This is a genomic window from Streptomyces sp. NBC_01190 (assembly GCF_045039895.1).
Taxonomy (GTDB): domain Bacteria; phylum Actinomycetota; class Actinomycetes; order Streptomycetales; family Streptomycetaceae; genus Actinacidiphila.
Genome location: NZ_CP108580.1, coordinates 2,560,237 through 2,582,580, shown reverse-complemented (window position 1 = coordinate 2,582,580; position 22,344 = coordinate 2,560,237). Strand labels below are relative to the sequence as shown.

At 70.7% G+C, this 22,344-nt stretch carries 16 protein-coding genes; 10 read left to right on the top strand and 6 right to left on the bottom strand.

The annotated features are described in order from the left end of the window. The first annotated feature begins 103 nt into the window (after positions 1-103). On the top strand, positions 104-3,925 hold the full coding sequence (locus OG519_RS10745) for an ABC transporter ATP-binding protein (protein WP_405581803.1): 3,822 nt from the start codon (positions 104-106) through the stop codon (positions 3,923-3,925). A 72-nt stretch (positions 3,926-3,997) separates the two neighbouring features. On the opposite strand, the gene OG519_RS10740 is transcribed toward OG519_RS10745, so the two are convergent. From OG519_RS10740 to OG519_RS10730, 3 genes are all read right to left on the bottom strand, one after another. Then, entirely contained in the window at positions 3,998-4,477 is a 480-nt protein-coding gene (locus tag OG519_RS10740; protein ID WP_405581801.1) for a hypothetical protein, read from the bottom strand. A 69-nt stretch (positions 4,478-4,546) separates the two neighbouring features. Beyond that, positions 4,547-5,344: a sugar phosphate isomerase/epimerase family protein gene (locus OG519_RS10735; protein WP_405581799.1), complete on the bottom strand. Its 798-nt coding sequence runs from the start codon at positions 5,342-5,344 to the stop codon at positions 4,547-4,549. 309 nt (positions 5,345-5,653) lie between these two features. Continuing rightward, the gene (locus OG519_RS10730) at positions 5,654-6,739 is read right to left on the bottom strand and encodes a LacI family DNA-binding transcriptional regulator (protein WP_405581797.1); all 1,086 of its coding nucleotides are present in this window, start codon (positions 6,737-6,739) and stop codon (positions 5,654-5,656) included. A 291-nt stretch (positions 6,740-7,030) separates the two neighbouring features. On the opposite strand from OG519_RS10730, the gene OG519_RS10725 reads away from it, so the two are divergent. From OG519_RS10725 to OG519_RS10695, 7 genes are all read left to right on the top strand, one after another. Beyond that, positions 7,031-8,182: a Gfo/Idh/MocA family protein gene (locus OG519_RS10725; RefSeq protein WP_405581794.1), complete on the top strand. Its 1,152-nt coding sequence runs from the start codon at positions 7,031-7,033 to the stop codon at positions 8,180-8,182. After that, a complete protein-coding gene (locus OG519_RS10720) occupies positions 8,179-9,330 on the top strand; it encodes a dihydrodipicolinate synthase family protein (protein ID WP_405581792.1) in 1,152 nt (383 codons plus the stop codon). The genes OG519_RS10725 and OG519_RS10720 overlap by 4 nt, the downstream gene beginning before the upstream one ends. Positions 9,331-9,335: 5 nt before the next feature. After that, on the top strand, positions 9,336-10,223 hold the full coding sequence (locus OG519_RS10715; RefSeq protein ID WP_405592622.1) for a sugar phosphate isomerase/epimerase family protein: 888 nt from the start codon (positions 9,336-9,338) through the stop codon (positions 10,221-10,223). Between the two features lie 389 nt (positions 10,224-10,612). Then, positions 10,613-12,835 carry an ATP-dependent RecD-like DNA helicase gene (locus tag OG519_RS10710; RefSeq protein WP_405581789.1) on the top strand — a complete coding sequence of 741 codons (2,223 nt, stop codon included), beginning with the start codon at positions 10,613-10,615 and terminating at the stop codon, positions 12,833-12,835. 124 nt (positions 12,836-12,959) lie between these two features. Further along, entirely contained in the window at positions 12,960-14,249 is a 1,290-nt protein-coding gene (locus tag OG519_RS10705) for a citrate synthase (protein ID WP_405581786.1), read from the top strand. Between the two features lie 455 nt (positions 14,250-14,704). Then, a complete protein-coding gene (locus OG519_RS10700; RefSeq protein WP_405581783.1) occupies positions 14,705-15,454 on the top strand; it encodes an SDR family NAD(P)-dependent oxidoreductase in 750 nt (249 codons plus the stop codon). Positions 15,455-15,628: 174 nt separating this feature from the next. Continuing rightward, positions 15,629-16,552 (top strand): DedA family protein, encoded by a 924-nt coding sequence (locus tag OG519_RS10695; protein ID WP_405581780.1) that lies wholly within the window; start codon positions 15,629-15,631, stop codon positions 16,550-16,552. Between the two features lie 30 nt (positions 16,553-16,582). Here the strand turns inward: OG519_RS10695 and OG519_RS10690 are convergent, their stop codons facing one another. Next, entirely contained in the window at positions 16,583-17,218 is a 636-nt protein-coding gene (locus OG519_RS10690) for a TetR/AcrR family transcriptional regulator (protein ID WP_405581778.1), read from the bottom strand. 140 nt (positions 17,219-17,358) lie between these two features. Here OG519_RS10690 and OG519_RS10685 point away from each other — a divergent pair, with 140 nt between their 5' ends. Then, complete coding sequence (locus OG519_RS10685) at positions 17,359-19,578, top strand: MMPL family transporter (protein WP_405581775.1); 2,220 nt, start codon at positions 17,359-17,361, stop codon at positions 19,576-19,578. Between the two features lie 8 nt (positions 19,579-19,586). Here the strand turns inward: OG519_RS10685 and OG519_RS10680 are convergent, their stop codons facing one another. Continuing rightward, positions 19,587-19,790 (bottom strand): MarR family transcriptional regulator, encoded by a 204-nt coding sequence (locus OG519_RS10680; protein ID WP_405581772.1) that lies wholly within the window; start codon positions 19,788-19,790, stop codon positions 19,587-19,589. 265 nt (positions 19,791-20,055) lie between these two features. Between OG519_RS10680 and OG519_RS10675 the strand changes: the two genes are divergently transcribed. Continuing rightward, positions 20,056-21,474: a cryptochrome/photolyase family protein gene (locus tag OG519_RS10675; protein ID WP_405581769.1), complete on the top strand. Its 1,419-nt coding sequence runs from the start codon at positions 20,056-20,058 to the stop codon at positions 21,472-21,474. On the opposite strand, the gene OG519_RS10670 is transcribed toward OG519_RS10675, so the two are convergent. After that, positions 21,461-22,297 carry a ketose-bisphosphate aldolase gene (locus OG519_RS10670; protein ID WP_405581766.1) on the bottom strand — a complete coding sequence of 279 codons (837 nt, stop codon included), beginning with the start codon at positions 22,295-22,297 and terminating at the stop codon, positions 21,461-21,463. The genes OG519_RS10675 and OG519_RS10670 overlap by 14 nt on opposite strands. Positions 22,298-22,344 lie beyond the last annotated feature (47 nt).

The window sequence follows — 22,344 nt, the reverse complement described above, 5'->3', positions numbered from 1 at the left end:
TACGACCTTCGTCGTTGGTTTTGTTGCGAGAGGATGAAACGTGCAGCCCGGCGCGTTGCAGCGTCGGGCATGGGACGGGCGGACGGCGAGCAAGCGGTCGGCCGTGGCGTCCGACGAACAGTGGGAGGACCGCGTGACGAGCGCCGAGGACGAACCGGGCCAGGGCTGGCTCCGGCGACTGAGCAGGTACTGCTGGCGGTACAAGAGCGAGGTGCTGCTGGCATTCGGCGCCTCGCTCGGCGGCATGGCGGTCACCGCGCTGGTCCCGCTGGTCCCGAAGCTGATCATCGACGACGTCATCGTCAAGCACGACAAGCCGCTGCTGCCGTGGGCGATCGCCCTGGTGGCCGCCGCCGTCGTGGTGTACGTGCTGACCTATGTACGGCGCTTCTACGGCGGCCGGCTCGCCCTCGATGTGCAGTACGACTTGCGCAACGAGATGTTCCACTCGATCATGCGGCTCGACGGGCGCCGACAGGACGAGCTGAGCACCGGCCAGGTCGTCGGCCGGGCCACCAGCGACCTCCAGCTCATCCAGGGCCTGCTCTTCATGCTGCCGATGGTGATCGGCAATCTGCTGCTCTTCCTGCTCTCGCTCGTGGTGATGCTGACGCTCTCGCCGCTGCTCACCCTGGTCGCGCTGGCGGTGGCCCCGGCCCTGTGGTTCATCGCCTCCAGGTCGCGCAAGCGGCTCTTCCCCGCCACCTGGTACGCCCAGGGGCAGGCCGCCGCGGTGGCGGGCATCGTGGACGGCTCGGTGACCGGCGTCCGCGTGGTCAAGGGCTTCGGCCAGGAGCAGCAGGAGATGGGCAAGCTGGAGCGGGTCAGCCGCCGGCTCTTCGCCGGCCGGCTGCGCACCGTCCGGCTCAACGCGCGCTACACCCCGGCACTTCAGGCCGTGCCCTCCCTCGGCCAGGTCGGCATGCTGGCGCTCGGCGGCTGGATGGCCACCCGCGGCCAGATCACCCTGGGCACCTTCGTCGCCTTCTCCACCTACCTCGCGCAGCTCACCGGTCCGGTCCGGACGCTCACCGTGATCCTCACCGTCGGCCAGCAGGCCCGGGCGGGTGTCGAGCGCGTCTTCGAACTGATCGACACCGAGCCCACCCTCACGGAGGGCACCCGCACGCTGCCCGACGACGTGCCCGCGACCGTCGACTTCGACGGGGTGAGCTTCGGCTACACCGAGGACCGGCCCGTCCTCGACGGCTTCGACCTGCATGTCGCACCGGGGGAGAAGGTCGCCGTGGTCGGCTCCTCCGGCTCCGGCAAGTCCACCGTCTCGCTGCTGCTGCCCAGGTTCTACGACGTCACCGGCGGCGCGGTGCGCGTGGCGGGCACCGATGTCCGGGAGCTCTCCTTCGATTCGCTCCGTTCGGTGATCGGCCTGGTCCCCGAGGACAGCTTCCTGTTCTCCGACACGGTCCGGGCCAACATCGCCTTCGGCCACCCGGACGCCACCGAGGAGCAGATCCTCGCCGCCACCAAGGCCGCCCAGGCCCACACCTTCATCACCGCCCTGCCGGACGGTTACGACACGGTGGTGGGCGAGCAGGGCCTCACCCTCTCCGGCGGTCAGCGGCAGCGGGTCGCCCTCGCCCGCGCCATCCTCACCGACCCGGGGCTACTGCTGCTCGACGACGCCACCTCCGCCGTCGACGCCCGGGTGGAGGCCGAGATCTTCGACGCCCTGCGCGAGGTCATGCGCGGCCGGACGACCATCCTGATCGCCCACCGCCGCTCGACACTCGCGCTCGCCGACCGGATCGCCGTGCTGGACGCGGGCCGGCTCGCCGACATCGGCACCCATGAGGAGCTGCAACTGCGCAGCCCCCTGTACCGCGCCCTGCTCACCGACCCCGACGCCCTCGGCGCCGATGTGGTGGACGTGGACCCGGCCGGCACCGTCGGCGACCTGGACATCGAAGAACCGGTCGTCGCCGGTGTCACCCCCGCGCTGTGGCCGGCCGACCGGCGCACCGCTCCCGACGACGCCGCGGACCGGCGATCGGGTGCCCCGGCGGTGGCGCGGCCGCCCCGCGGCGGACCCGGCGGCCCGGGAGCCATGGCGGGCGCGCTGGCCGGCATGCCCGCCACCCCCGAGCTGCTCGCCAAAGTCGCCGCGCTGCCACCCGCCCTCGACACCCCCGACGTGGACGAGGAACGGGCGAGGGAGGCCGACCACACCTTCGGCCTCGGCAGTCTGCTGCGCGGCTTCCGCGCCCCGCTGCTGGTGAGCCTGCTGCTGGTGGCGGTGGACGCCGTGGCCGGACTGCTTCTGCCGGTGCTGATCCGACACGGCATCGACGCCGGTGTCCGGCAGGCCGCCCTCGGCGCGGTGTGGGTCGCCTCGCTGCTCGGTCTCGGTCTGGTGCTGACCCAGTGGGTGGTGGAGTGGGGTTCGGCGCTGCTCACCGGCCGTACCGGCGAACGGGTCCTGTACTCCCTGCGCGTGAAGATCTTCGCGCAGCTCCACCGCCTCGGACTCGACTACTACGAGCGTGAGCTGGCCGGGCGGATCATGACCCGGATGACAACCGACGTGGACGCGCTGTCCACGTTCCTCCAGACCGGTCTGGTCACCGCGCTGGTCAGCCTGCTCACCTTTGTCGGCATTCTGGTCGCCCTGCTCGTCATCGATGTGCAGCTCGCCCTGATGGTCTTCGCCACCCTGCCGCTGCTGGTGATCGCCACCTGGGTGTTCCGGCGCAGATCCAAGAAGGCGTACGAGCTCGCCCGCGAGCGGGTCGCCGTGGTCAACGCCGACCTCCAGGAACACGTCGCCGGGCTGCGGATCGTCCAGGCCTTTCGCGGTGAGCGGCGCGGCGAGGAGCGCTTCCGGCGGCGCGGCGAGGAGTACCGCACGGCCCGGGTGCGCGGGCAGTTCCTCATCTCCGTCTACTTCCCCTTCGTGCAGCTCCTGTCCAGCGTGGCGGCGGCCCTGATCCTGACCGTCGGCGCGCACCGGATCACCTCAGGGACGCTCACCGTGGGCGCCCTGGTCGCCTATCTCCTCTACATCGATCTGTTCTTCTCCCCTGTGCAGCAGCTCTCCCAGGTCTTCGACGGCTACCAGCAGGCATCCGTCTCGCTCGGCCGGATCCGTGAGCTGCTGCACGAGCCGACGGCCACGCCGGCCGCCGTCAACCCGCGTCCGGTGCCGCGGCTGCGCGGCGAGATCACCTTCCGCGATGTGCACTTCCGTTACGGGGGCGCCGGCGCCGAAGGGGCCGAGGCGCTGGCCGGCGTCACCCTGCGGGTGCCCGCGGGGCAGACCGTCGCCTTCGTCGGCGAGACCGGCGCCGGCAAGTCCACCCTGGTCAAGATGGTCGCGCGGTTCTACGACCCGACCGACGGCGCGGTGCTGGCGGACGGCGTGGACATCCGTGAGCTCGACCTCACCGCATACCGCGGGCAGCTCGGCGTGGTCCCCCAGGAGCCCTACCTCTTCGCCGGGACCGTCCGTGACGCCATCGCCTACGGGCGGATGGACGCCACCGACGCCGAGGTGGAGGCGGCGGCCCGCGCGGTGGGCGCCGACGCGATGATCGCCACCCTGGAGGGCGGCTATCTGCACGAGGTCGCCGAGCGGGGCCGCAATCTCTCCGCCGGTCAGCGGCAGTTGATCGCGCTGGCCCGGGCCGAACTGGTCGATCCGGCCGTCCTGCTGCTGGACGAGGCCACCGCGGCCCTCGACCTGGCGACCGAAGGCTTGGTCAACCAGGCGGCCGACCGGCTCGCCACCCGCCGTACGACGCTGGTCGTCGCCCACCGGCTCAGCACCGCCGCCCGCGCCGACCGGGTGGTGGTCCTCGACCACGGCCAGGTGATCGAGGACGGTACGCATGAGTCGCTGCTGGCCCGTGACGGCCGCTACGCCGAGCTGTGGCGTACCTTCACCGGTGAGCTGAGCACAACCGTGTGACCCTCCGGCCACGCCTCCGCCCACCGGGGGGCCGCGGCGCGCGCCGCCGCGGGCCCCCGACCACCGGAGACGTCAGCCGAACGCGGGGTGCGGCGGCACCTTCTCCTTCGGCACTTCGAAGACCGCCGTCATCCCGAACGCCCGCACGCACTCCTGCGGCGGGTCGGGCTGGACCACCCGCAGCGACAGCCGCGAGCCCGACACCACCAGACTCGCCGAGGTCGCCGCGCTGCATCCGGTCCCCGCCGTCCAGCCGACCAGCGCGCTCCGGGAGAAGTCCGTCGCCTTCCCCGCCGCCACGATCTCCTCGGACGTCCGCGGAGACCGCGCCGCCACCCGCTGGGCGAACCGGCTGAGTTCCCCCTGATCGTGCAGCAGCTCATGTGCCCCGACCGCTGTGGGCGCGGACGACGAGAAGTACACGACCCGACTCGGCGCGGTCCTCGCGGTCGGCGTGTCCGGGGATCCCACCGCAGAAGACCGCCCGCCACAGCCGGCGGCGACCATCGTCAACGAGGCGACCAGCAACGTGGTCTGCCACCCTCCGCGCATCCTCACCGTCACCATGCCGATGGGACGGACGCCGGCCTCTTCCGGTTCCGCCCGGCCGCGGTCGACCGCTCAGGCCGACTCGATCTGGAGCCGCGCCAGGCGCTCCCGGCCCGGTCCCAGCAGCTCCGGCAACTCCGCCGCGTCGGCGTACCACCTCTTCTCGTACTCCCAGCACAGCCAGCCGTCCCACTCCGCCCGGCTGAGCACCTCCACCGTCTCCGCCAGCGGCAGCACCCCCGCCCCCAGCGGCAATGGCGTGGTGTCGGCAGCCGAGGCGATGTCCTTCACCTGGACATATCCCAGATAGGGGGCGAGCGCCGGGTAGGTCGCGTACGGCTGCTCCCCGGCGAGCCAGGTGTGCATCACATCCCAGATGGCGCCCACCGAGTGATGCCCCACCAGGCCGAGCACCCTCGCCACGTCGCCGCCGGAAGGGTGTGAGTCATGTGTCTCCAACAGCACCCGCACTCCGAGGTCGCCGGCGATCGGCGCTGCCGCCGCCAGCCGCCGCGCCGCCACCAGGTCCGCCTCGGCCGGGCGCAGGTCCCCACCGCCGGGGAAGACCCGGACGAACGGGGCGCCCAGGTCGGCGGCGAGGGTCATCGCGTCGCTGATCGCCTCCAGCACCGGTTCGTCGTCCCCGGGCGCGGCCACCTTGGCGTAGGCGGCCACGGCGAGGATCTCCACGCCCGCGTCCGCGAACTGCCCCACCACAGCGGCGCGTTCACCGGCCGAGAGCCCGGTGTGGACCGGACCCTCCTCGCTCGCCCGGAGTTCGACGCCGTTGTAGCCGTGCTCCGACGCGAGCCGGACCAATTGGTCGACGGGCAGTGCTGGGACCCCGAGGGTCGAGAAGGCGAGTCTCATGTGCCGGACACTAGTGCCCTGCCCGGCAATGCGCGGCGCGGCCCTCCCGATCAACCGGTCCGCGCTAGCTATCAGTCTGCCCGGTCAACCCGAGGGTCGGGTTCGCCCGGTCCACCCGGCGTCACCCGTACCCGAACCGGAACCCGCACCACCTGGTCAACCCGTTCGATCCGCCCGCCGGCGTCCGCCGCACGCGCCCGCACGGCCCTCCAGCGGCCGCGGCCCCCGGGTGACGTCCGCCGACAGCACCCACGATATCCGGGTGCGACGACCGGGCGCGCAATCCCCCGGACCGGCCTGTGGACAACCTCAACGACGCGGTGGCGCCGGTGGCGCCGTGGAACCGCGGACGATCAGCTCCGTGCCGACCGTCGTCACGCCACCAGGCGGCGGTTCCTGACGCCCCATCACCAGCCGCCCGGCCAGCATCCCCGCCGCCAGCAGCGGAACCCGCACCGTGGTCAGCGCGGGCGACGCGTCGACGCTGAACGGCAGATCGTCGAAACCCACCACGGACACATCACCCGGAATGTCGAATCCGCCGGCTCGCAGCGCCGCGCACACCCCCAATGCCACGGTGTCGTTCGCGGCGACGATCGCCGTCGTCCCCGGCTCTCTGCGGAGCAGTTCGAGCGCGGCGTCGTAGCCGGAGGCCCGGTCGTAGCGGCCGTGCACCGTCAGCTCCGCCGTGTCCCCGGCCCCGCCGGCCGGACCGAGGCCGTGCGCCGCCAGCGCCTCCCGATGGCCCTCAAGACGGTGCCGGGTGGTGCTGCGTTCGGCCGGCCCGGCGGCGTAACCGATCCGGCGATGCCCGAGCGACAGCAGATGCTCGGTCAGCCGACGGGCCCCGCCGCGGTTGTCGAAGGCGACGGTCAGCACGCCGAGCGGGTCGTCGCCCGCGACCAGCGGAGGCCGGCCGCACAGCACGATCCGGGTGCCCGAGGCGGCCAGCCGGGTCAGCCGGGCGAGCACCGCGGTGGTGTGCGCCTCGTTCTCCACCGCGCTGCCGGTGAGCACCACCCCGGCCGCCCGCTGCCTTTCCAGCAGGGTGAGATACGTCAACTCGGCCTCGGGCGATCCCCCCGTGTTGCAGACCACCGCGAGCTTGCCGCCCGCCCGCCCGGTGCCGCCGGTGCCGATCTCGCTCTGGAGGGCGCTCGCGACAAGGCCGAAGAAGGGGTCGGCGACATCGTTGACCAGCACGCCGACCAGGTCCGAGGTGGCCGCCGCGAGCGCGCGGGCCTGGCCGTTGACGACGTAGTCGAGTTCCTCGACCGCCCGCTGGACGCGTTCCCTGGTACTGCCGGCCACCGGGTAATTGCCGTTGAGGACCCGGGAGACGGTCGCCGACGACACCCCCGCCCGCGCTGCCACATCGGCCAGGGTCACTGCCATCTCGGTCCGGTCCTCCTCAGGGCGTGGCGGCTGCGGTACCGGTGGCCGCCGATTCCCGGAGGAGGCGGCGATCCGGCGCGGCTCATGCTCTCATTCCGCCGCCGCGGCGGGGTCCGCCGGTCGGCGGCGGGAGCCGACCCCGCCGGCGGACGCGTCAGCGTCACGAGACCCCGTTCGCATGGCGGGGGGCCGGTCTTGCCCTGGTCGCCGGGGCCGGATAGCTTGGCGGACAGAAAGCGCTTGCTATTGATCCCTTCCGAAGGATCGCCACCGGCTCCGAGGAGAGCAGCCATGACACGCAGGACGATGCGGATCGCCATGAACGGCGTCACCGGGCGCATGGGGTACCGGCAGCACCTGGTCCGCTCGATCCTGAGCCTGCGGGACCAGGGAGGGCTCGACCTCGGCGACGGCGATGTCCTGATCCCCGAACCCGTGCTCGTCGGCAGGCGTGCGAGCGCCCTCGAAGCGATGGCCGAGCGGCACGGCATCGAACACTGGACGACCGATCTCGACTCGGTGCTCGCCGATCCGTCGGTGGAGATCTACTTCGACGCGCAGGTGACCGCGGCCCGTGAGGCGGCGGTGCGGCAGGCCATCGCGGCCGGCAAGCACATCTACTGCGAGAAGCCCACCGGCACCACCCTGGCGGGGTCACTGGAGCTCGCCAGGCTCGCCGAGGCGGCCGGGATCAAGCACGGGGTGGTGCAGGACAAGCTCTTCCTCCCCGGTCTGCTGAAACTCAGGCGCCTGATCGAGGGCGGTTTCTTCGGCCGGATCCTCTCCGTCCGCGGTGAGTTCGGCTACTGGGTCCACGAGGGGGACTGGCAGAGCGCCCAGCGACCGTCGTGGAACTACCGCGCGGAGGACGGCGGCGGCATCGTCGTCGACATGTTCCCGCACTGGGAGTACGTACTGCACGAGCTCTTCGGCCGGGTGCGCACGGTGCAGGCGCTCACGACCACGCACATCCCCCAGCGCTGGGACGAGCGGGACAAGCCGTACGACGCCACCGCCGACGACGCCGCCTACGGCATCTTCGAACTGGACGGCGGGGCGATCGCCCAGATCAACTCGTCCTGGGCGGTGCGCGTCAACCGCGACGAGCTGGTGGAGTTCCAGGTGGACGGCACCCATGGGTCAGCGGTGGCCGGGCTGCGCAACTGTCGGGCGCAGCACCGCTCCGCCACGCCCAAGCCGGTGTGGAACCCGGATCTGCCCGCCACCGAGTCCTTCCGCGAGCAGTGGCAGGAGGTGCCGGACAACGCCGAGTTCGGCAACGGCTTCAAGGCACAGTGGGAGCTGTTCCTGCGGCATGTGGTGCTCGACGAGCCGTGGCGCTGGGATCTGCTGGCCGGCGCCAGGGGAATGCAGTTGGCGGAGCTCGGCCTCATCTCCTCCGCCGAGGGCCGCCGCGTCGAGGTTCCGGAGCTGTCGCTGTGACCATCCTGCTGCCATCGGAATCCGGCGAACCACGTGCCTATGTGCCCCGCCGGGAAGCGGTCTCCTATGCCGCGAAACTGCCGCTGCGCAGTCGCGTCGTCTATTCCGCCGCACACGTGGTGGCGGACCCGCTGTACGCCTCCACCGACGCCCCCGCGGTGGTCGACTGGGACGCCACCCTCGCCTTCCGCCGCCATCTGTGGGCGCACGGACTCGGCGTGGCCGAGGCGATGGACACCGCGCAGCGGGGCATGGGGCTTGGCTGGGCAGGGGCGGCCGAACTCATCCGCAGGTCGTCGGCCGAGGCCCGGTCGGTCGGCGGACAGATCGTCTGCGGTGTCGGCACCGACCAGCTCACCGGCGCGGCGACGCTCGGTGAGGTGGTCGACGCCTATGAGGAGCAACTGGCGCTGGTCGAGGAGGCCGGAGCCCAGCCGGTCCTGATGGCCTCGCGAGCCCTGGCAGCCGTGGCCAAAGGCCCCGTCGACTACCTGGCGGTGTATGAACGTCTGCTGCGCCAATCAACCGATCGGGTGATTCTGCACTGGCTGGGCCCGATGTTCGATCCCGCCCTCACCGGCTACTGGGGTTCGACCGACCTCGACGCGGCCACCGAGACCTTCCTGGATGTCATCGCCGCCCAGCCGGACAAGGTCGACGGCATCAAGGTCTCGCTGCTGGACGCGGGCCGTGAGATCGCCCTGCGCCGCCGCCTCCCGGAGGGTGTGCGCTGCTACACCGGCGACGACTTCAACTACCCGGAGCTGATCGAGGGCGACGAGCAGGGCTTCAGCCACGCCCTGCTCGGCATCTTCGATCCGGTGGCGCCCTTGGCCGCGTCCGCGGTCAGCTCCCTCGACACAGGGGACACGGCCGGCTTCCGGAGCGTCCTGGACCCCACCGTGGAGCTGTCCCGGCACCTCTTCCAGGCGCCGACCCGCTTCTACAAGACCGGCGTCGTGCTGCTCGCCTGGCTGGCCGGACACCAGTCCCACTTCACCATGGTGGGCGGCCTCCAGTCGGCCCGATCTCTCCCGCACCTGGCGAAGGCGTACGAACTCGCCGACCGGGTGGGCCTGTTCCCCGATCCGGCGCTCGCCGAGGACCGGATGCGCCGGCTTCTCACCCTCCACGGGGTGGACGCGTGAGCGGCATGGGCGGCACGAGCGACGAGGCCGGCGGTCGGGAGAGCCGGGGGGGTTGGGGGAGCGGGGGAGACCTGACCCGGCTGAGCATCAACCAGGAGACCCTCAAGCAGTGGTCGCTGCCCGAGCTCGCGGCGGGCTGCGTCGCACTCGGGGTCGACCAGGTGGGACTGTGGCGGGCCCCGGTACAGGAGTACGGCGTCGAACGCGCCGCCGAACTGATGCGGGACAACGGGCTGACCGTCACATCGCTGTGCCGCGGCGGCTTCTTCACCGCCTCGGACCCCAAGGAGAGAGCGGCGGCGCTGGACGACAACCGGGCGGCGATCGACGAGGCGGCGGCGCTGGGGACCGGCACCCTGGTCCTGGTCTCCGGCGGGCTGCCGGCCGGCGGTCGTGACATCGCCGCCGCCAGGGAGCGGGTCGCCGATGCCATCGCCGTCCTGGCGCCCTACGCGGCGGACCACCGGGTCCGGCTCGCGATCGAACCGCTCCACCCGATGTACGCCTCGGACCGCTGTGTGATCTCCACCCTCGGTCAGGCGCTGGACATCGCCGAGCGCTTCCCGGCGGCTCAGGTCGGTGTCGTCGTGGACACCTACCACCTGTGGTGGGACGACCGGGCGCCCGGGCAGATCGTGCGGGCCGGGGCCGGCGGCCGTATCGCCTGTTTCCAGGTCGCCGACTGGGTGACGCCGCTGCCGGAAGGAGTGCTGCTCGGCCGCGGCCAACTCGGTGACGGCTGCGTCGACCTGCGGGGATTCCGGGAACAGGTCGACGCGGCCGGCTATCGGGGGGCGGTCGAGGTGGAGATCTTCAGCCCGGCGTTGTGGGCGCGGGAGGGCGCCGACGTGGCCGCCGAGATCGCCGATCGGTACCTCCGGCACGTCTGCTGAAAAAATCTTGAGAAATTTGATGCTCGTACTACAACCCTTCCGGGGGGTCGGTGGTCATACATGGCATCACGGCTCCCGGGAGGGGTTTCAGGGAGTCGGACGGTAGTGCGCCCGAGGGGGGCTTCGGGGGTAAGTGGGGGGAACGCGAAAGGGGTCCGGCCTTGTGCCGGGCCCCTTTCGTTTGTGTTCCTCTGTGTTCCTCTGTGTTCTCTGCGCTTTTCTGTGTTTTCGTCGGTGTTTGTCAGTGCTCGTCGTGCTCGTCGGTGTTCGGCAGCGTTCATGCGGACCGGGAGAGTTATCCACAGGTCGCGACGACGAGCTGACGGGCTGTCCGTGCCGGGCGGTACCTTCTGAGCAGATCACCAACGCGTCCGGAAGGGAGACCAGGCATGGTTGAGACGACGCACCTCTCCGTGCTCGAAGGTGTCCTGGAACGGATCACCTACGCCAACGAGGACAACGGCTACACGGTCGCCCGGGTGGACACCGGCCGCGGCTCCGCCGACCTGCTGACGGTGGTGGGCGCGCTGCTCGGCGCGCAGCCCGGTGAATCCCTGCGGATGCACGGTCATTGGGGCTCCCATCCGCAGTACGGCAAACAGTTCACCGTGGAGAACTACACGACGGTGCTGCCGGCCACGATCCAGGGCATCCGCCGCTACCTGGGGTCGGGGCTGATCAAGGGCATCGGTCCGCGGATCGCCGAGCGCATCGTCGATCACTTCGGCACCGACACCCTCGATGTCATCGAGACCGAGCCGAAGCGCCTGGTGGAGGTCCCCGGACTCGGTCCCAAGCGCACCCGGCTGATCGCCGCCGCCTGGGACGAGCAGAAGGCGATCAAGGAGGTGATGGTGTTTCTGCAAGGCGTGGGTGTCTCCACGTCCATCGCCGTGCGGATCTACAAGACCTATGGCGACGCGTCCATCTCCGTGGTGAAGAACCAGCCCTATCGGCTGGCCGCCGATGTCTGGGGCATCGGCTTCCTCACCGCCGACCGGCTGGCCCAGGCGGTAGGGATACCGCACGACAGTCCGGAGCGGGTCAAGGCCGGACTCCAGTACGCCCTCTCGCAGGCCACCGACCAGGGCAACTGCTTCCTGCCCCAGGAGCGGCTGATCGCCGACTCGGTGAAGCTGCTCCAGGTGGACATCGGCCTGGTCATCGACTGCCTCGGTGAACTGGCCGACGAGGAAGGCGTGGTGCGGGAGGAGGTGCCGGCCGCCGACGGTGACCACGAACCGGTGAAAGCCGTCTATCTGGTGCCCTTCCACCGCGCGGAGATATCGCTCGCCGCCCAGTTGCTGCGGCTGCTGCGCGGACCGGAGGATCGGCTGCCCGCGTTCGGGGAGGTGGACTGGGAGAAGGCGCTGGCCTGGCTCACCGCCACGACCGGCACCGACCTGGCGCCCGAGCAGCAGCAGGCGGTCCAACTGGCCCTGACTCAGAAGGTCGCGGTGCTGACCGGCGGTCCCGGCTGCGGCAAGTCCTTCACCGTGCGCTCGGTGGTGGCCCTCGCCCTGGCGAAGAAGGCGAAGGTGGTGCTCGCGGCGCCGACCGGCCGCGCCGCCAAGCGGCTGGCGGAGCTGACCGGTGCCGACGCCTCCACCGTCCACCGGCTGCTGGAGCTCAAGCCGGGCGGTGACGCCGCGTACGACAGGGACCGGCCGCTGGATGCCGATCTGGTGGTGGTCGACGAGGCGTCGATGCTCGATCTGCTGCTGGCCAACAAGCTGGTGAAGGCGGTGCCGCCCGGCGCGCATCTGCTCTTCGTCGGGGATGTGGACCAGTTGCCGAGCGTCGGGGCGGGGGAGGTGCTGCGGGATCTGCTGGCGGCCGGCAGCCCGGTCCCCTCGGTGCGGCTCACCCGGGTCTTCCGCCAGGCCCAGCAGTCCGGAGTGGTGACCAACGCGCACCGGATCAACGCCGGAGAGCAGCCGGTCACTCAGGGCCTGCCGGACTTCTTCCTCTTCCCCGAGGAGGACTCGGAGGAGGCGGGCCGCCTCACCGTGGATGTGGTGGCCCGGCGGATCCCGGCCAGATTCGGCCTCGACCCGAGACGGGATGTGCAGGTGCTCGCCCCGATGCACCGCGGGCCGGCCGGGGCCGGGGCGCTGAACGGACTGCTCCAGCAGGCGGTCACCCCCGCTCGCCCCGATCTGCCCGAGCGCCGGTTCGGCGGCCGGACCTTCCGGGTCGGCGACAAGGTCACCCAGATCAGAAACAACTATGACAAAGGCGCCAACGGTGTCTTCAACGGCACGGTAGGGGTCGTTACCGCACTGGACAGCGTCGAACAGAAGCTGACCGTGCGCACCGACGAGGACGAGGAGATCGACTACGACTTCGACGAGCTCGATGAGCTGTCCCATGCCTACGCGGTGACCATCCATCGCTCACAGGGGAGCGAGTATCCAGCCGTAGTGATTCCCGTCACCACCGGGGCCTGGATGATGCTTCAACGCAACCTGCTCTACACGGCTGTGACCAGGGCGAAGAAGCTGGTTGTCCTGGTGGGCTCGCGGCGCGCCATCGGCCAGGCGGTGCGTACCGTCTCGGCCGGCAGACGCTTCACAGCACTCGACCACCGGCTCTCCCGGGGCGCAGAATAGGCACTCCGTGCCACTTTTGGGCCCGGTGACTGACCCCGAGTGCACACCACAGTGCCAAATGGGGGACAGTGGATGTAGTCAGGGCACCTCGAAGAAGAGGCAACACCGTCGGTGAGGGAATGACGTGAGCGACAACTCTGTAGTACTGCGGTACGGGGACGGCGAATACAGCTACCCGGTCGTGGACAGCACCGTCGGCGACAAGGGATTCGATATCGGCAAGCTGCGTGCCGATACCGGCCTGGTCACCCTGGACAGTGGTTACGGAAACACCGCGGCCTACAAGTCCGCGATCACCTTCCTCGACGGCGAGCAGGGCATCCTGCGCTACCGGGGATACCCGATCGAGCAGATCGCCGAGCGGGGCTCCTTCCTGGAGACCGCGTACCTGCTGATCAACGGTGAGCTTCCGACGGTCGACCAACTGTCCGAGTTCAAGGGTGAGATCACTCAGCACACCCTGCTGCACGAGGACGTCAAACGGTTCTACGACGGCTTCCCGCGTGACGCGCATCCGATGGCGATGCTGTCGTCCGTGGTGAGCGCGCTGTCCACGTTCTACCAGGACAGCCACAACCCGTTCGATCCCAAGCAGCGCCACCTGTCCACGATCCGGCTGCTCGCCAAGCTGCCGACCATCGCGGCGTACGCGTACAAGAAGTCCGTCGGCCAGCCGGTGGTCTACCCGCGCAACGACCTCGGCTACGTCGAGAACTTCCTGCGGATGACCTTCTCGGTGCCGGCCGAGGAGTACCAGCTCGACCCGGTCGTGGTCAGCGCGCTCGACAAGCTGTTCATCCTGCACGCGGACCACGAGCAGAACTGTTCCACCTCGACGGTGCGCCTGGTCGGCTCCTCGCAGGCGAACCAGTTCGCCTCGATCTCGGCGGGCATCAGCGCTCTGTGGGGCCCCCTGCACGGTGGCGCCAACCAGTCGGTGCTGGAGATGCTGGAGCGCATCCAGTCGGACGGCGGCGACGTCGACTCCTTCATCGCCAAGGTGAAGAACAAGCAGGACGGCGTGAAGCTCATGGGCTTCGGGCACCGCGTCTACAAGAACTTCGACCCGCGGGCGAAGATCATCAAGTCCGCGGCGCACGATGTCCTGTCGGCGCTCGGCAAGTCCGACGAGCTGCTCGACATCGCGCTCAAGCTGGAGGAGCACGCGCTCAGCGACGACTACTTCGTGTCGCGCAAGCTCTACCCCAACGTCGACTTCTACACCGGCCTGATCTACCGCGCCATGGGCTTCCCGACCAGCATGTTCACCGTGCTCTTCGCGATCGGCCGGCTGCCCGGGTGGATCGCCCAGTGGCACGAGATGATCAAGGAGCCGGGCTCCCGTATCGGCCGCCCGCGGCAGATCTACACCGGCGTCGTCACCCGTGACTACGTGCCGGTCGAGGGTCGCTGACCCCGGACGGGCAAAGAGCGGCAGCAGCCACGGCGGCAAGCAGGAGCCGTGGAGACAGAGACAAAAGAAGCGCCCCGCGACGGATCCCCCCACGGGTCCGGCACGGGGCGCTCCCGTCTCCCGGTGCGAATCCCCCCACGGGTCCGAACCGGGCGTCTTCGGCGGCTGCGCCGCGGCCGGGACGAAAGGCCCGGGACGGCCGCTCAAGCTTCCCGGGCGTCGCCCCGGCGACGCAACTCGGACCGTCCCCCAAGACAGTCCGTTCCGCATCCCCCACACCGACTCCGCCGGGAGTGCGGTGCTCAAGACATAAGACCCACGAACCACCGTAATGGTTACGCATGACAGCCTGTGATCTACGTCTCTTCCCGGAAAGGGTGCTTTTGTAGGCTACCCCGCTCGCGGCCTGTCGTGGGCAATCCCGTACCGTGCTGTTCTCTCGAGGGGCGGAGCAGATGGCAGAGAACGGGACAGCGGTCCGCAACGTCGTGGTGACCGGCGGAGGTACCGGTATCGGTCTGGCCATCTCCACCCGCTTCGCCGAGGACGGCCACCGGGTCACCATCGTCGGCCGCCGCCGCGAGGTGCTTCTCGCCACCACCGAGGAACTGCGAACCGGCCACGGCCTCGACATCACGCCGGTGGTCTGTGATCTGGCCGATCCCGACGATGTGGAAGCGGTGCTTCCGCAGCTCCCCGATCGGGTGGATGTGCTGATCAACAACGCCGGCAGCCGCGAGCTCGCGGTCGGCGCCGGTCTGCACGGCGTACTGGCGCGCTGGCGGGGCGACTTCGAGCGCAACGTGCTGACCACGGTGCTGATCACCGAGTCGTTGCGGGACCGGTTCGCCACCGACGGCGGCCGGGTGGTCACCGTGACCTCGGTCGCGGCGCTGCGCGGCGGCGGTTCGTACGGCGCCTCCAAGGCGGCCCTGCACGCCTGGAACCACTCGCTCGCCGCCCAGCTCGGACCGCAGGGCGTGACCTGCAACATCGTGGCGCCGGGCACGGTGGCCGGAACCGAGTTCTTCGGTTCACGCCTCAACGACGCGGAGCTGACCCGCCGAGCTGGCCACACTCTGGTCGGGCGGGTGGGACGTCCGGCGGATGTGGCCTCGGCCGTGCTCTTCCTCGCCTCGCCCGAGGCGGGGTTCATCACCGGCGAGATCCTCCAGTGCAACGGCGGCGAACTGCTCGGTCGCTGACCGTATCTGGCCGTATCCGACTGCATCTGGCGGCATCCGGCTGTAACTGACTGTTTTCGACCATTTTTCACCCATTGGTTCCCCTGTTGGACCCCGTCCGACGATCCCGGCGGATGTCCGTATTTCGGTGGCCCGAGCGGGAAGAGGGTCGGTGGTAGGGGCGTTGTAAGGGCTGTGCACGCACTCGACTTCACCTCGGGCCTCGCTGGGTACCTCAAAGGTGGACATGTCCTTCTGGCGTACGCGTTGCTGGCGGCCACCACGGCCCCGCCGCTCGTACCCAACGCGGTGCTGCTCGTGACCGGTGGGGTGCTGGCGGCGGAGGGCCGGCTCAACCTGGTGCTCGTCCTGCTGGTGGTGGCGGGCAGCGCGTTCCTCGGTGACCTGCTGATCCACCGGACGGGCCGGGTGGTGAGCGGCCGGGTGCTGGACCGCATGCGGCGCCGGCCGCGCAGGGCAGCCCTGTTGAACTGGGCCGCCGAGCGCATCCAGCGCCATGGCGTGCCCTTCGTCATAGGTGTCCGGTTCCTGCCGAGCGGCCGGGTGGTCGGCGGCCTGGCGGCGGGTGTCGTACGGTATCCCGCTCGCCGGTACGCGATCGGCGCGGGCGTGGCGGAGGCGGTGTGGGCCGGCTACTCGGTCGGCGCCGGCTACTTCAGCGGCCGCGCGGCGTCGAACAGTTTCTTCGCGCTCACGCTCGGTCTGGGGATATCGATCCTGGTCGCCACCGTCGGCACCGTGGTGCAGTGGATGTCCCGTTCGGCGGACAGGCGCCATCCGCGCGGTCCCGGTGGGGTCGCCCGGCCGTCGACGGTCGTCAGGACGTCCCTCGCCGGAGAAGGGGGCAGGGCCGCCTCGATGCGGGCCACGGCCAAGCCGGCTCCCGGGGAGCGTGTGGTCATGTCGAAGGGCGGTCCGAGGATCGGGCCGCCCTCCGCGTTGGTGCCGCCGTCGCCGCGCTCCTTCGTCCCGCTGGCCAATGAGTACGACGGTGCCGGCGAATACGAAGAGGCCGACGGGGGCGGCGAGGGCGACGCCACCGGCAGCAGCGCCCGCAGCGGCCGTTTTCCGTGCGGGGCGGCCGGCCAGGGGAAGTAGGCCCGGCTGCCGGGAGGAGAGCCGCCCCCGTTACGGCGCCGCTACGGCATCGACTCCGACATAGGGCTCCAGATAGCGGTAGAGCACGCCTTTCAGCTCCCGCGCGTAGGCGTCCCGCCGGTCCTCCCGGTGCTGCATGACCAGGTTGAGGCCTGCCTTGAACATCGCGAACGACATCTCGGCGATGAGTGAGCGCTCGGCCCGGGACAGGGACGGCACCCGCACCGCCAGCAGTTCGGTGACCTGCTCCAGCAGCGAGTCGTGCAGCACATTGTGCTCGTCGGCGACCCTTCCGGGCGTGTCCGGACCCTGGATCAGCGCGAGGAACGCCGGGTTGGCCGCGTTGAACTCGATGAACGGATCGGTGACCTCGTCGATCAGCCGGCCAAGCGGCAGCCGGGCGGTCTCCGCGGTGAAGATCCGGCCGTGGGTCGCCTCCATCTCCTTGATCAACTGGCCGCTCAGCTCGACGGCGATGGCTTCCTTGTTGGGAAAGAACTGGTAGAGCGTGCCCGGCGAGACGCCCGCCTCCCGGGCGATGGCGTTGGTGCTTGAGGCGGTGTAGCCCACCGCGCAGAACACGTTGGCCGCCGCTTGCAGGAGCTGGCTGACCCGCCGCTCGCCGCGCGCCTGCCGGCGGCGCGGTCTTTCGTCCGGCTCGGACACGTTGAACCCCCAGAGAGGATTGACAAACACGAGAGATCGCTCGCATTCTAGAAAACACGAGCGATCGTTCGTGTTTCGAGTCTAAAGCCCCGGTGGGGCTATGTCGTCATGTCGTTCTCCGGGGAAGGGACACCTCTGTCATGTCCGATGACAACCGCGAAGGCACCATCCGCGGCTGGACAAGGGTCGTCACCGCACGGCCGCGGCTGACATTGCTGCTGGCGCTGCTCTTCACCGCCCTCGCGGTGGTCGCCGGGAGCGGGGTGGGCAGCCGCCTGGTCGCCGGCGGCTGGGAGGCACCCGGCTCGCAGTCCTCCTACGCCACGAAGGCGCTGGCCCAGCACTTCCCCGCCTCCCAGCCCAACCTGGTGCTGCTCGTGGACGCCAGGGGAGCCGGGGTGGACAGCCCGGCCGTGGCCGCCCAGGGGCGTGAACTCGCCCGCCGGCTCGCCGCCGATCCCGCGGCGGCCGGGGTGACCTCCTACTGGGACACCCACGCGGCCGCGCTGCGGGCCAAGGACGGCGGGTCCGCGATGATCACCGCCAGGCTCCGCGGGGACGACGACACGGTGGCCTCCGAGGTCAAGGTGATCGCCCCGGCCTACCGCGGCGCGCACGGCCCGGTCACGGTGACGGTGGGCGGATCCGCCGCGGTGGGGGACGAGTTGCAGAGCACCATCCGCGCGGACCTGCTGCGCGCCGAGGTGATCGCCCTGCCGATCACCCTGCTGCTGCTCGTCATGGTCTTCGGCAGCGCGATCGCGGCGCTGTTGCCGCTCGGCGTCGGCATCGTGGCCATCCTCGGCACCAGTGCGGTGCTGCGCGGACTCACCGAGTTCGCCAGCGTCTCGGTCTTCGCCGAGAACCTCACCACCGCGCTCGGCCTGGGACTGGCGGTCGACTACGCGCTGTTCATCGTGCGCCGGTTCCGCGAGGAGCTCTCCACCGGGCAGACCCCGAGGGCCGCTGTGGGCACGACGCTGCGCACGGCCGGCCGCACCGTGCTGTTCTCGGCGCTGACAGTCGCCGCCTCGCTCTCGGCGATGCTGGTCTTCCCGCAGTACTTCCTGCGCTCCTTCGCCTACGCCGGCATCGCCGTGGTGCTGCTGGCCGCGGCGGCCGCACTGGTCCTGCTGCCCGCCGCGCTCGTGCTGCTCGGCGACCGGGTCAACGCCCTGGATCTGCGGAAGGCGCTGCGGCTCAGCACCTCGGCGGAGCCGGGCGCCGGGTACGCCGGGCTGGCGCGGTATGTGATGCGCCGGGCGCCCCTGTTCGCGGCGGGGGCGGTCGCCGCGCTGCTGGTGCTCGGGCTGCCCTTCCTGCGGGTCACGTTCGGTACCGCCGACGATCGGCAACTGCCGGCCACCGCCGAGGCGCATGTGGTGCAGCAGCACATCCGCCAGGAGTTCCCCGGCAGCCCGGACGGGGCGATCACCGTCCTCACCCAGGGGGCGGACGCCACCCAACTGGCCCAGTACGACCGCCGGGTGGCCGCGCTGCCGGGGGTGGTGCGGGTCGACGGCCCCTTCACCGACTCCGGCTCGGGAAGCGCCTATGTGCGGGTGCTGCCCAAGGGTGAGGCGGTGGACACCGCGACGCAGGTTCTGGTGCGGCGGATACGGGCGGTGCCGACCGACTTCCGGGCGTCGGTCGCGGGGCAGGCGGCGGTGCTTGACGACTCCAAGCACGCCATCGGCGAAAAACTGCCCTGGGCGGTCGGCATCATCGTGCTGGTCACCTTGCTGCTGGTCTTCCTGCTCACCGGAAGTGTGATCATCCCGGTGCAGGCGGTGCTGCTCAACGCGCTGAGCCTGACCGCGATGTTCGGCGCGGTGGTGTGGGTCTTCCAGGACGGCCATCTCTCCGGACTGCTGGGGTTCACCTCCAGCGGAAGCATCGAGACGACCCTGCCGGTGCTGATGTTCTGCGTGGCCTTCGGACTCTCCATGGACTACGGCGTGTTCCTGCTGTCCCGGATCAAGGAGGAGTACGACCGGACCGGGGACCATCAGGCGTCCATCGTCTTCGGACTCAGGCGGACCGGCGGGCTGATCACCGCCGCGGCGGTGATCCTCGCGGTGGTGATGGTGGCGATCGGCACCTCACGGGTGACCGACACCAAGATGCTGGGTCTGGGGATCGCCCTGGCGGTGATCATGGACGCGATGGTGGTGCGGACCCTGCTCGTGCCCGCGGTGATGCGGCTGACCGGGCGGTTCAGTTGGTGGGCGCCGCCGGCGCTGCGCAGGTTCCACGACCGGTTCGGCATATCGGAGAGTGGTGGGCACCCGGGCGCCGGTGGCTCCGGGACCCCGCGGGCGGAGCAGTCGCGGGATCCCGAGCCGGCCACCAGAGGCTGAGAGCCCGCTCAGTCCGCGTCCCGGCGGCTGCGGTTTCCCGGCCGCCGGGCGCTCCAGGCCCGGATGGTGTCCGCGTACCAGAACGACTTGCCGCCCTCGACGACGTCCGGTTCGGGCAGATGCCCGTGTTTGCGATATGAGCGCACGGTCTCGACCTGTACGCGGATGTGCGCCGCGATGTCCGCGTACGACCACAGAGTCCGGTCGGTCATGATGCACCTCCATGCGGTGGGGATGTCGATCGGTCCCTTCATCCGGACAACGAGAGGTGGCCCGACCCGCATGGGCTTGTTGATCTTCTGTGACGTGGCACCCGCGTAACGGTGACAAACGTGGCAGGAAGGTGACTCTGTCCGTGATTCGCCGTTCGCTCACTCTTTCGGGTTTTTCGCCGTGTTCTACCCTTTCTGTGAGCCGTGTCTGCGGCAGACTTCGAACACATGACGACCCCAGCAACTCCCTTGACACCCACCGCTCATGACTGAGTCCGTGTCCGTCGCCCTGTTCACGGCGGACCTCCGGCTCCGGGACAACCCCGTGCTGGCCGAAGCCGTCCGTGCCGGCCGGACGGTTCCGCTCTTCGTCGTGGACCCGGCGGTCGCCCGGATCGGGTTCGCCGCGCCGAACAGGGCCGCCTTCCTCGCCGAGTGCCTGGCCGACCTGCACGAGGGACTGCGCTCGCGCGGCGGCCGGCTCGTCGTGCGGCACGGTGAGCCGGCGGCGGAGGTCGGCGCCGTGGTGCGGGAGACCGGCGCCCGTGAGGTGCACATCGCGGGCGGGGTGAGTGGTTACGCGGCCAGGCGTGAGGAGCGGCTCCGCGAGGAGCTGGCCGGGCTCCGCTGCGAGCTGATCGTGCACGACGCGGTGATCACGGCGGTGCCCCCCGGGGTGATCACCCCGGCGGGCCGGGACCACTTCGGGGTGTTCACCCCCTACTGGCGGCGCTGGCAGGCCGAGCCGCTCCGGTCGCCGCGGGCGGCGCCGCGACGGGTGGCGGTGCCCGAGGCGGTGCGGTCCCTGCCGCTGCCGACGGCCGCCGAGCTCACCGGCCGCGGCGGGGGCAGGCCGTCGCCCGCGCTGCCACGGGGCGGTGAGACGACCGGCCGCAAGCTGTGGAGCGGGTGGCGGAGCAGGGACCTGGCCGCGTACGGGGAGCGGCATGACGACCTGGCCGGTGACGTCACCTCGCGTCTGTCGCCGTATCTGCACTTCGGCTGTCTGTCGGTGACCGAACTCGTCCACCAGGCCAGGGAATCGGGTGATCGGGCCGGTGCCGGGGCGGCGGAGGGTACCGGAGCGGGGGACTTCGTGCGGCAGTTGGCCTGGCGGGACTTCCACCATCAGGTGCTCGCCGCTCGCCCGGACGCGGCCTGGCAGGACTACCGGACGAGGAACGACCGCTGGCGCACCGCTCCCGAGGAGGTCGCCGCATGGAAGGAGGGACGGACGGGGTACCCCGTGGTGGACGCCGCGATGCGGCAGTTGCGCGAGGAGGGATGGATGCACAACCGGGGCCGGCTGCTGGTGGCCAGCTTTCTGACCAAGACGCTCTACATCGACTGGCGGATCGGCGCCCGGCACTTTCTGGACCTGCTGGTGGACGGTGATCTGGTGAACAACCAGCTCAACTGGCAGTGGACGGCGGGCACCGGGACCGACACCCGGCCCAATCGGGTGCTCAACCCGGTGCGGCAGGGGCTCCGCTTCGACCCGGCGGGAGCGTATGTGCGCCGGTGGGTGCCGGAACTCGGCGGGCTGGCCGGCAAGGAGGTGCACGAGCCGTGGAAGCTGGGCGAGCGGGACCGGGCGCGCTATGACTATCCGGCGCCCATGGTGCCGCTGGCCGCCGGGCTCCAGCGGTTCGCCGAGGGACGGGCGTCGGTCAGGCCGCGATGACCTTGAGCAGATGCGCCACCGTGCTGGTCATCGCGGCGCGGGCCGGGCGGAAGTAGCGGCGGGGGTCGACCACCGCGGGCTCGGCGACGAGGTGGTCGCGGACGGCGGCGGTGAAGGCGACGTTGAGCGCGGTGCCGATGTTGATCTTCGTCATCCCGGCGGTGACGGCCCGGCGGAGGTCGCCGTCGGGCACGCCGGAGGAGCCGTGCAGGACCAGTGGCACCCCGACGCCGGCCCGGAGCCGGGTGATCAGGTCGAAGTCCAGCTCGGCGGTGCGTTCTGTCATCGCGTGCGAACTGCCCACCGCGACGGCGAGCGCGTCCACCCCGGTCGCCGCGATGAAGGCGGCGGCCTCGCCCGGGTCGGTGCGCACACCGGGGGCGTGGGCGCCGTCCTTGCCGCCGACCTCGCCGAGTTCGGACTCCACCCACACTCCGCGTTCATGGGCCCAGGCGGTGATCCGGGCGGTGACCTCGACGTTCTCCGCATAGGGCAGGGCGCAGGCGTCGAACATCACCGAGGTGACGCCGGCCGCGACGCCCGCGCGCAGCAGGTCCTCGCTGTTGATGTGGTCCAGGTGCACGGCGACGGGGACCTTGGCGCCGCAGGCGATGGCGGTGGTCGCGGCGATGAGCGGTTCTGGCCGGCCGCCGTGGAACTTCACCGCGTTCTCGCTGATCTGGAGGATGACCGGGAGCCCGGTCTGTTCGGCGGCGGAGGCGATCGCCTCCGCGTGCTCCAGCGTGATGACGTTGAAGGCGGCGACGCCGTGGCCCGAGGCCCGGGCGGCGGACACGAGTTCGGCGGTGGGGGCGGCGGGCATGGCGGCGGGTCCTTCGACGTCGTGCGGGTGGCGGTGAGAGAGCCGGC

Coding starts and splice junctions, on each gene's coding strand:
- OG519_RS10685 (WP_405581775.1), top strand. CDS start 17,359: ATGTCCGATGACAACCGCGAAGGCACCATCCGCGGCTGGACAAGGGTC.
- OG519_RS10680 (WP_405581772.1), bottom strand. CDS start 19,790: ATGACCGACCGGACTCTGTGGTCGTACGCGGACATCGCGGCGCACATC.
- OG519_RS10740 (WP_405581801.1), bottom strand. CDS start 4,477: ATGCGCGGAGGGTGGCAGACCACGTTGCTGGTCGCCTCGTTGACGATG.
- OG519_RS10730 (WP_405581797.1), bottom strand. CDS start 6,739: ATGGCAGTGACCCTGGCCGATGTGGCAGCGCGGGCGGGGGTGTCGTCG.
- OG519_RS10715 (WP_405592622.1), top strand. CDS start 9,336: ATGGGCGGCACGAGCGACGAGGCCGGCGGTCGGGAGAGCCGGGGGGGT.
- OG519_RS10735 (WP_405581799.1), bottom strand. CDS start 5,344: ATGAGACTCGCCTTCTCGACCCTCGGGGTCCCAGCACTGCCCGTCGAC.
- OG519_RS10700 (WP_405581783.1), top strand. CDS start 14,705: ATGGCAGAGAACGGGACAGCGGTCCGCAACGTCGTGGTGACCGGCGGA.
- OG519_RS10675 (WP_405581769.1), top strand. CDS start 20,056: ATGACTGAGTCCGTGTCCGTCGCCCTGTTCACGGCGGACCTCCGGCTC.
- OG519_RS10670 (WP_405581766.1), bottom strand. CDS start 22,297: ATGCCCGCCGCCCCCACCGCCGAACTCGTGTCCGCCGCCCGGGCCTCG.
- OG519_RS10725 (WP_405581794.1), top strand. CDS start 7,031: ATGACACGCAGGACGATGCGGATCGCCATGAACGGCGTCACCGGGCGC.
- OG519_RS10710 (WP_405581789.1), top strand. CDS start 10,613: ATGGTTGAGACGACGCACCTCTCCGTGCTCGAAGGTGTCCTGGAACGG.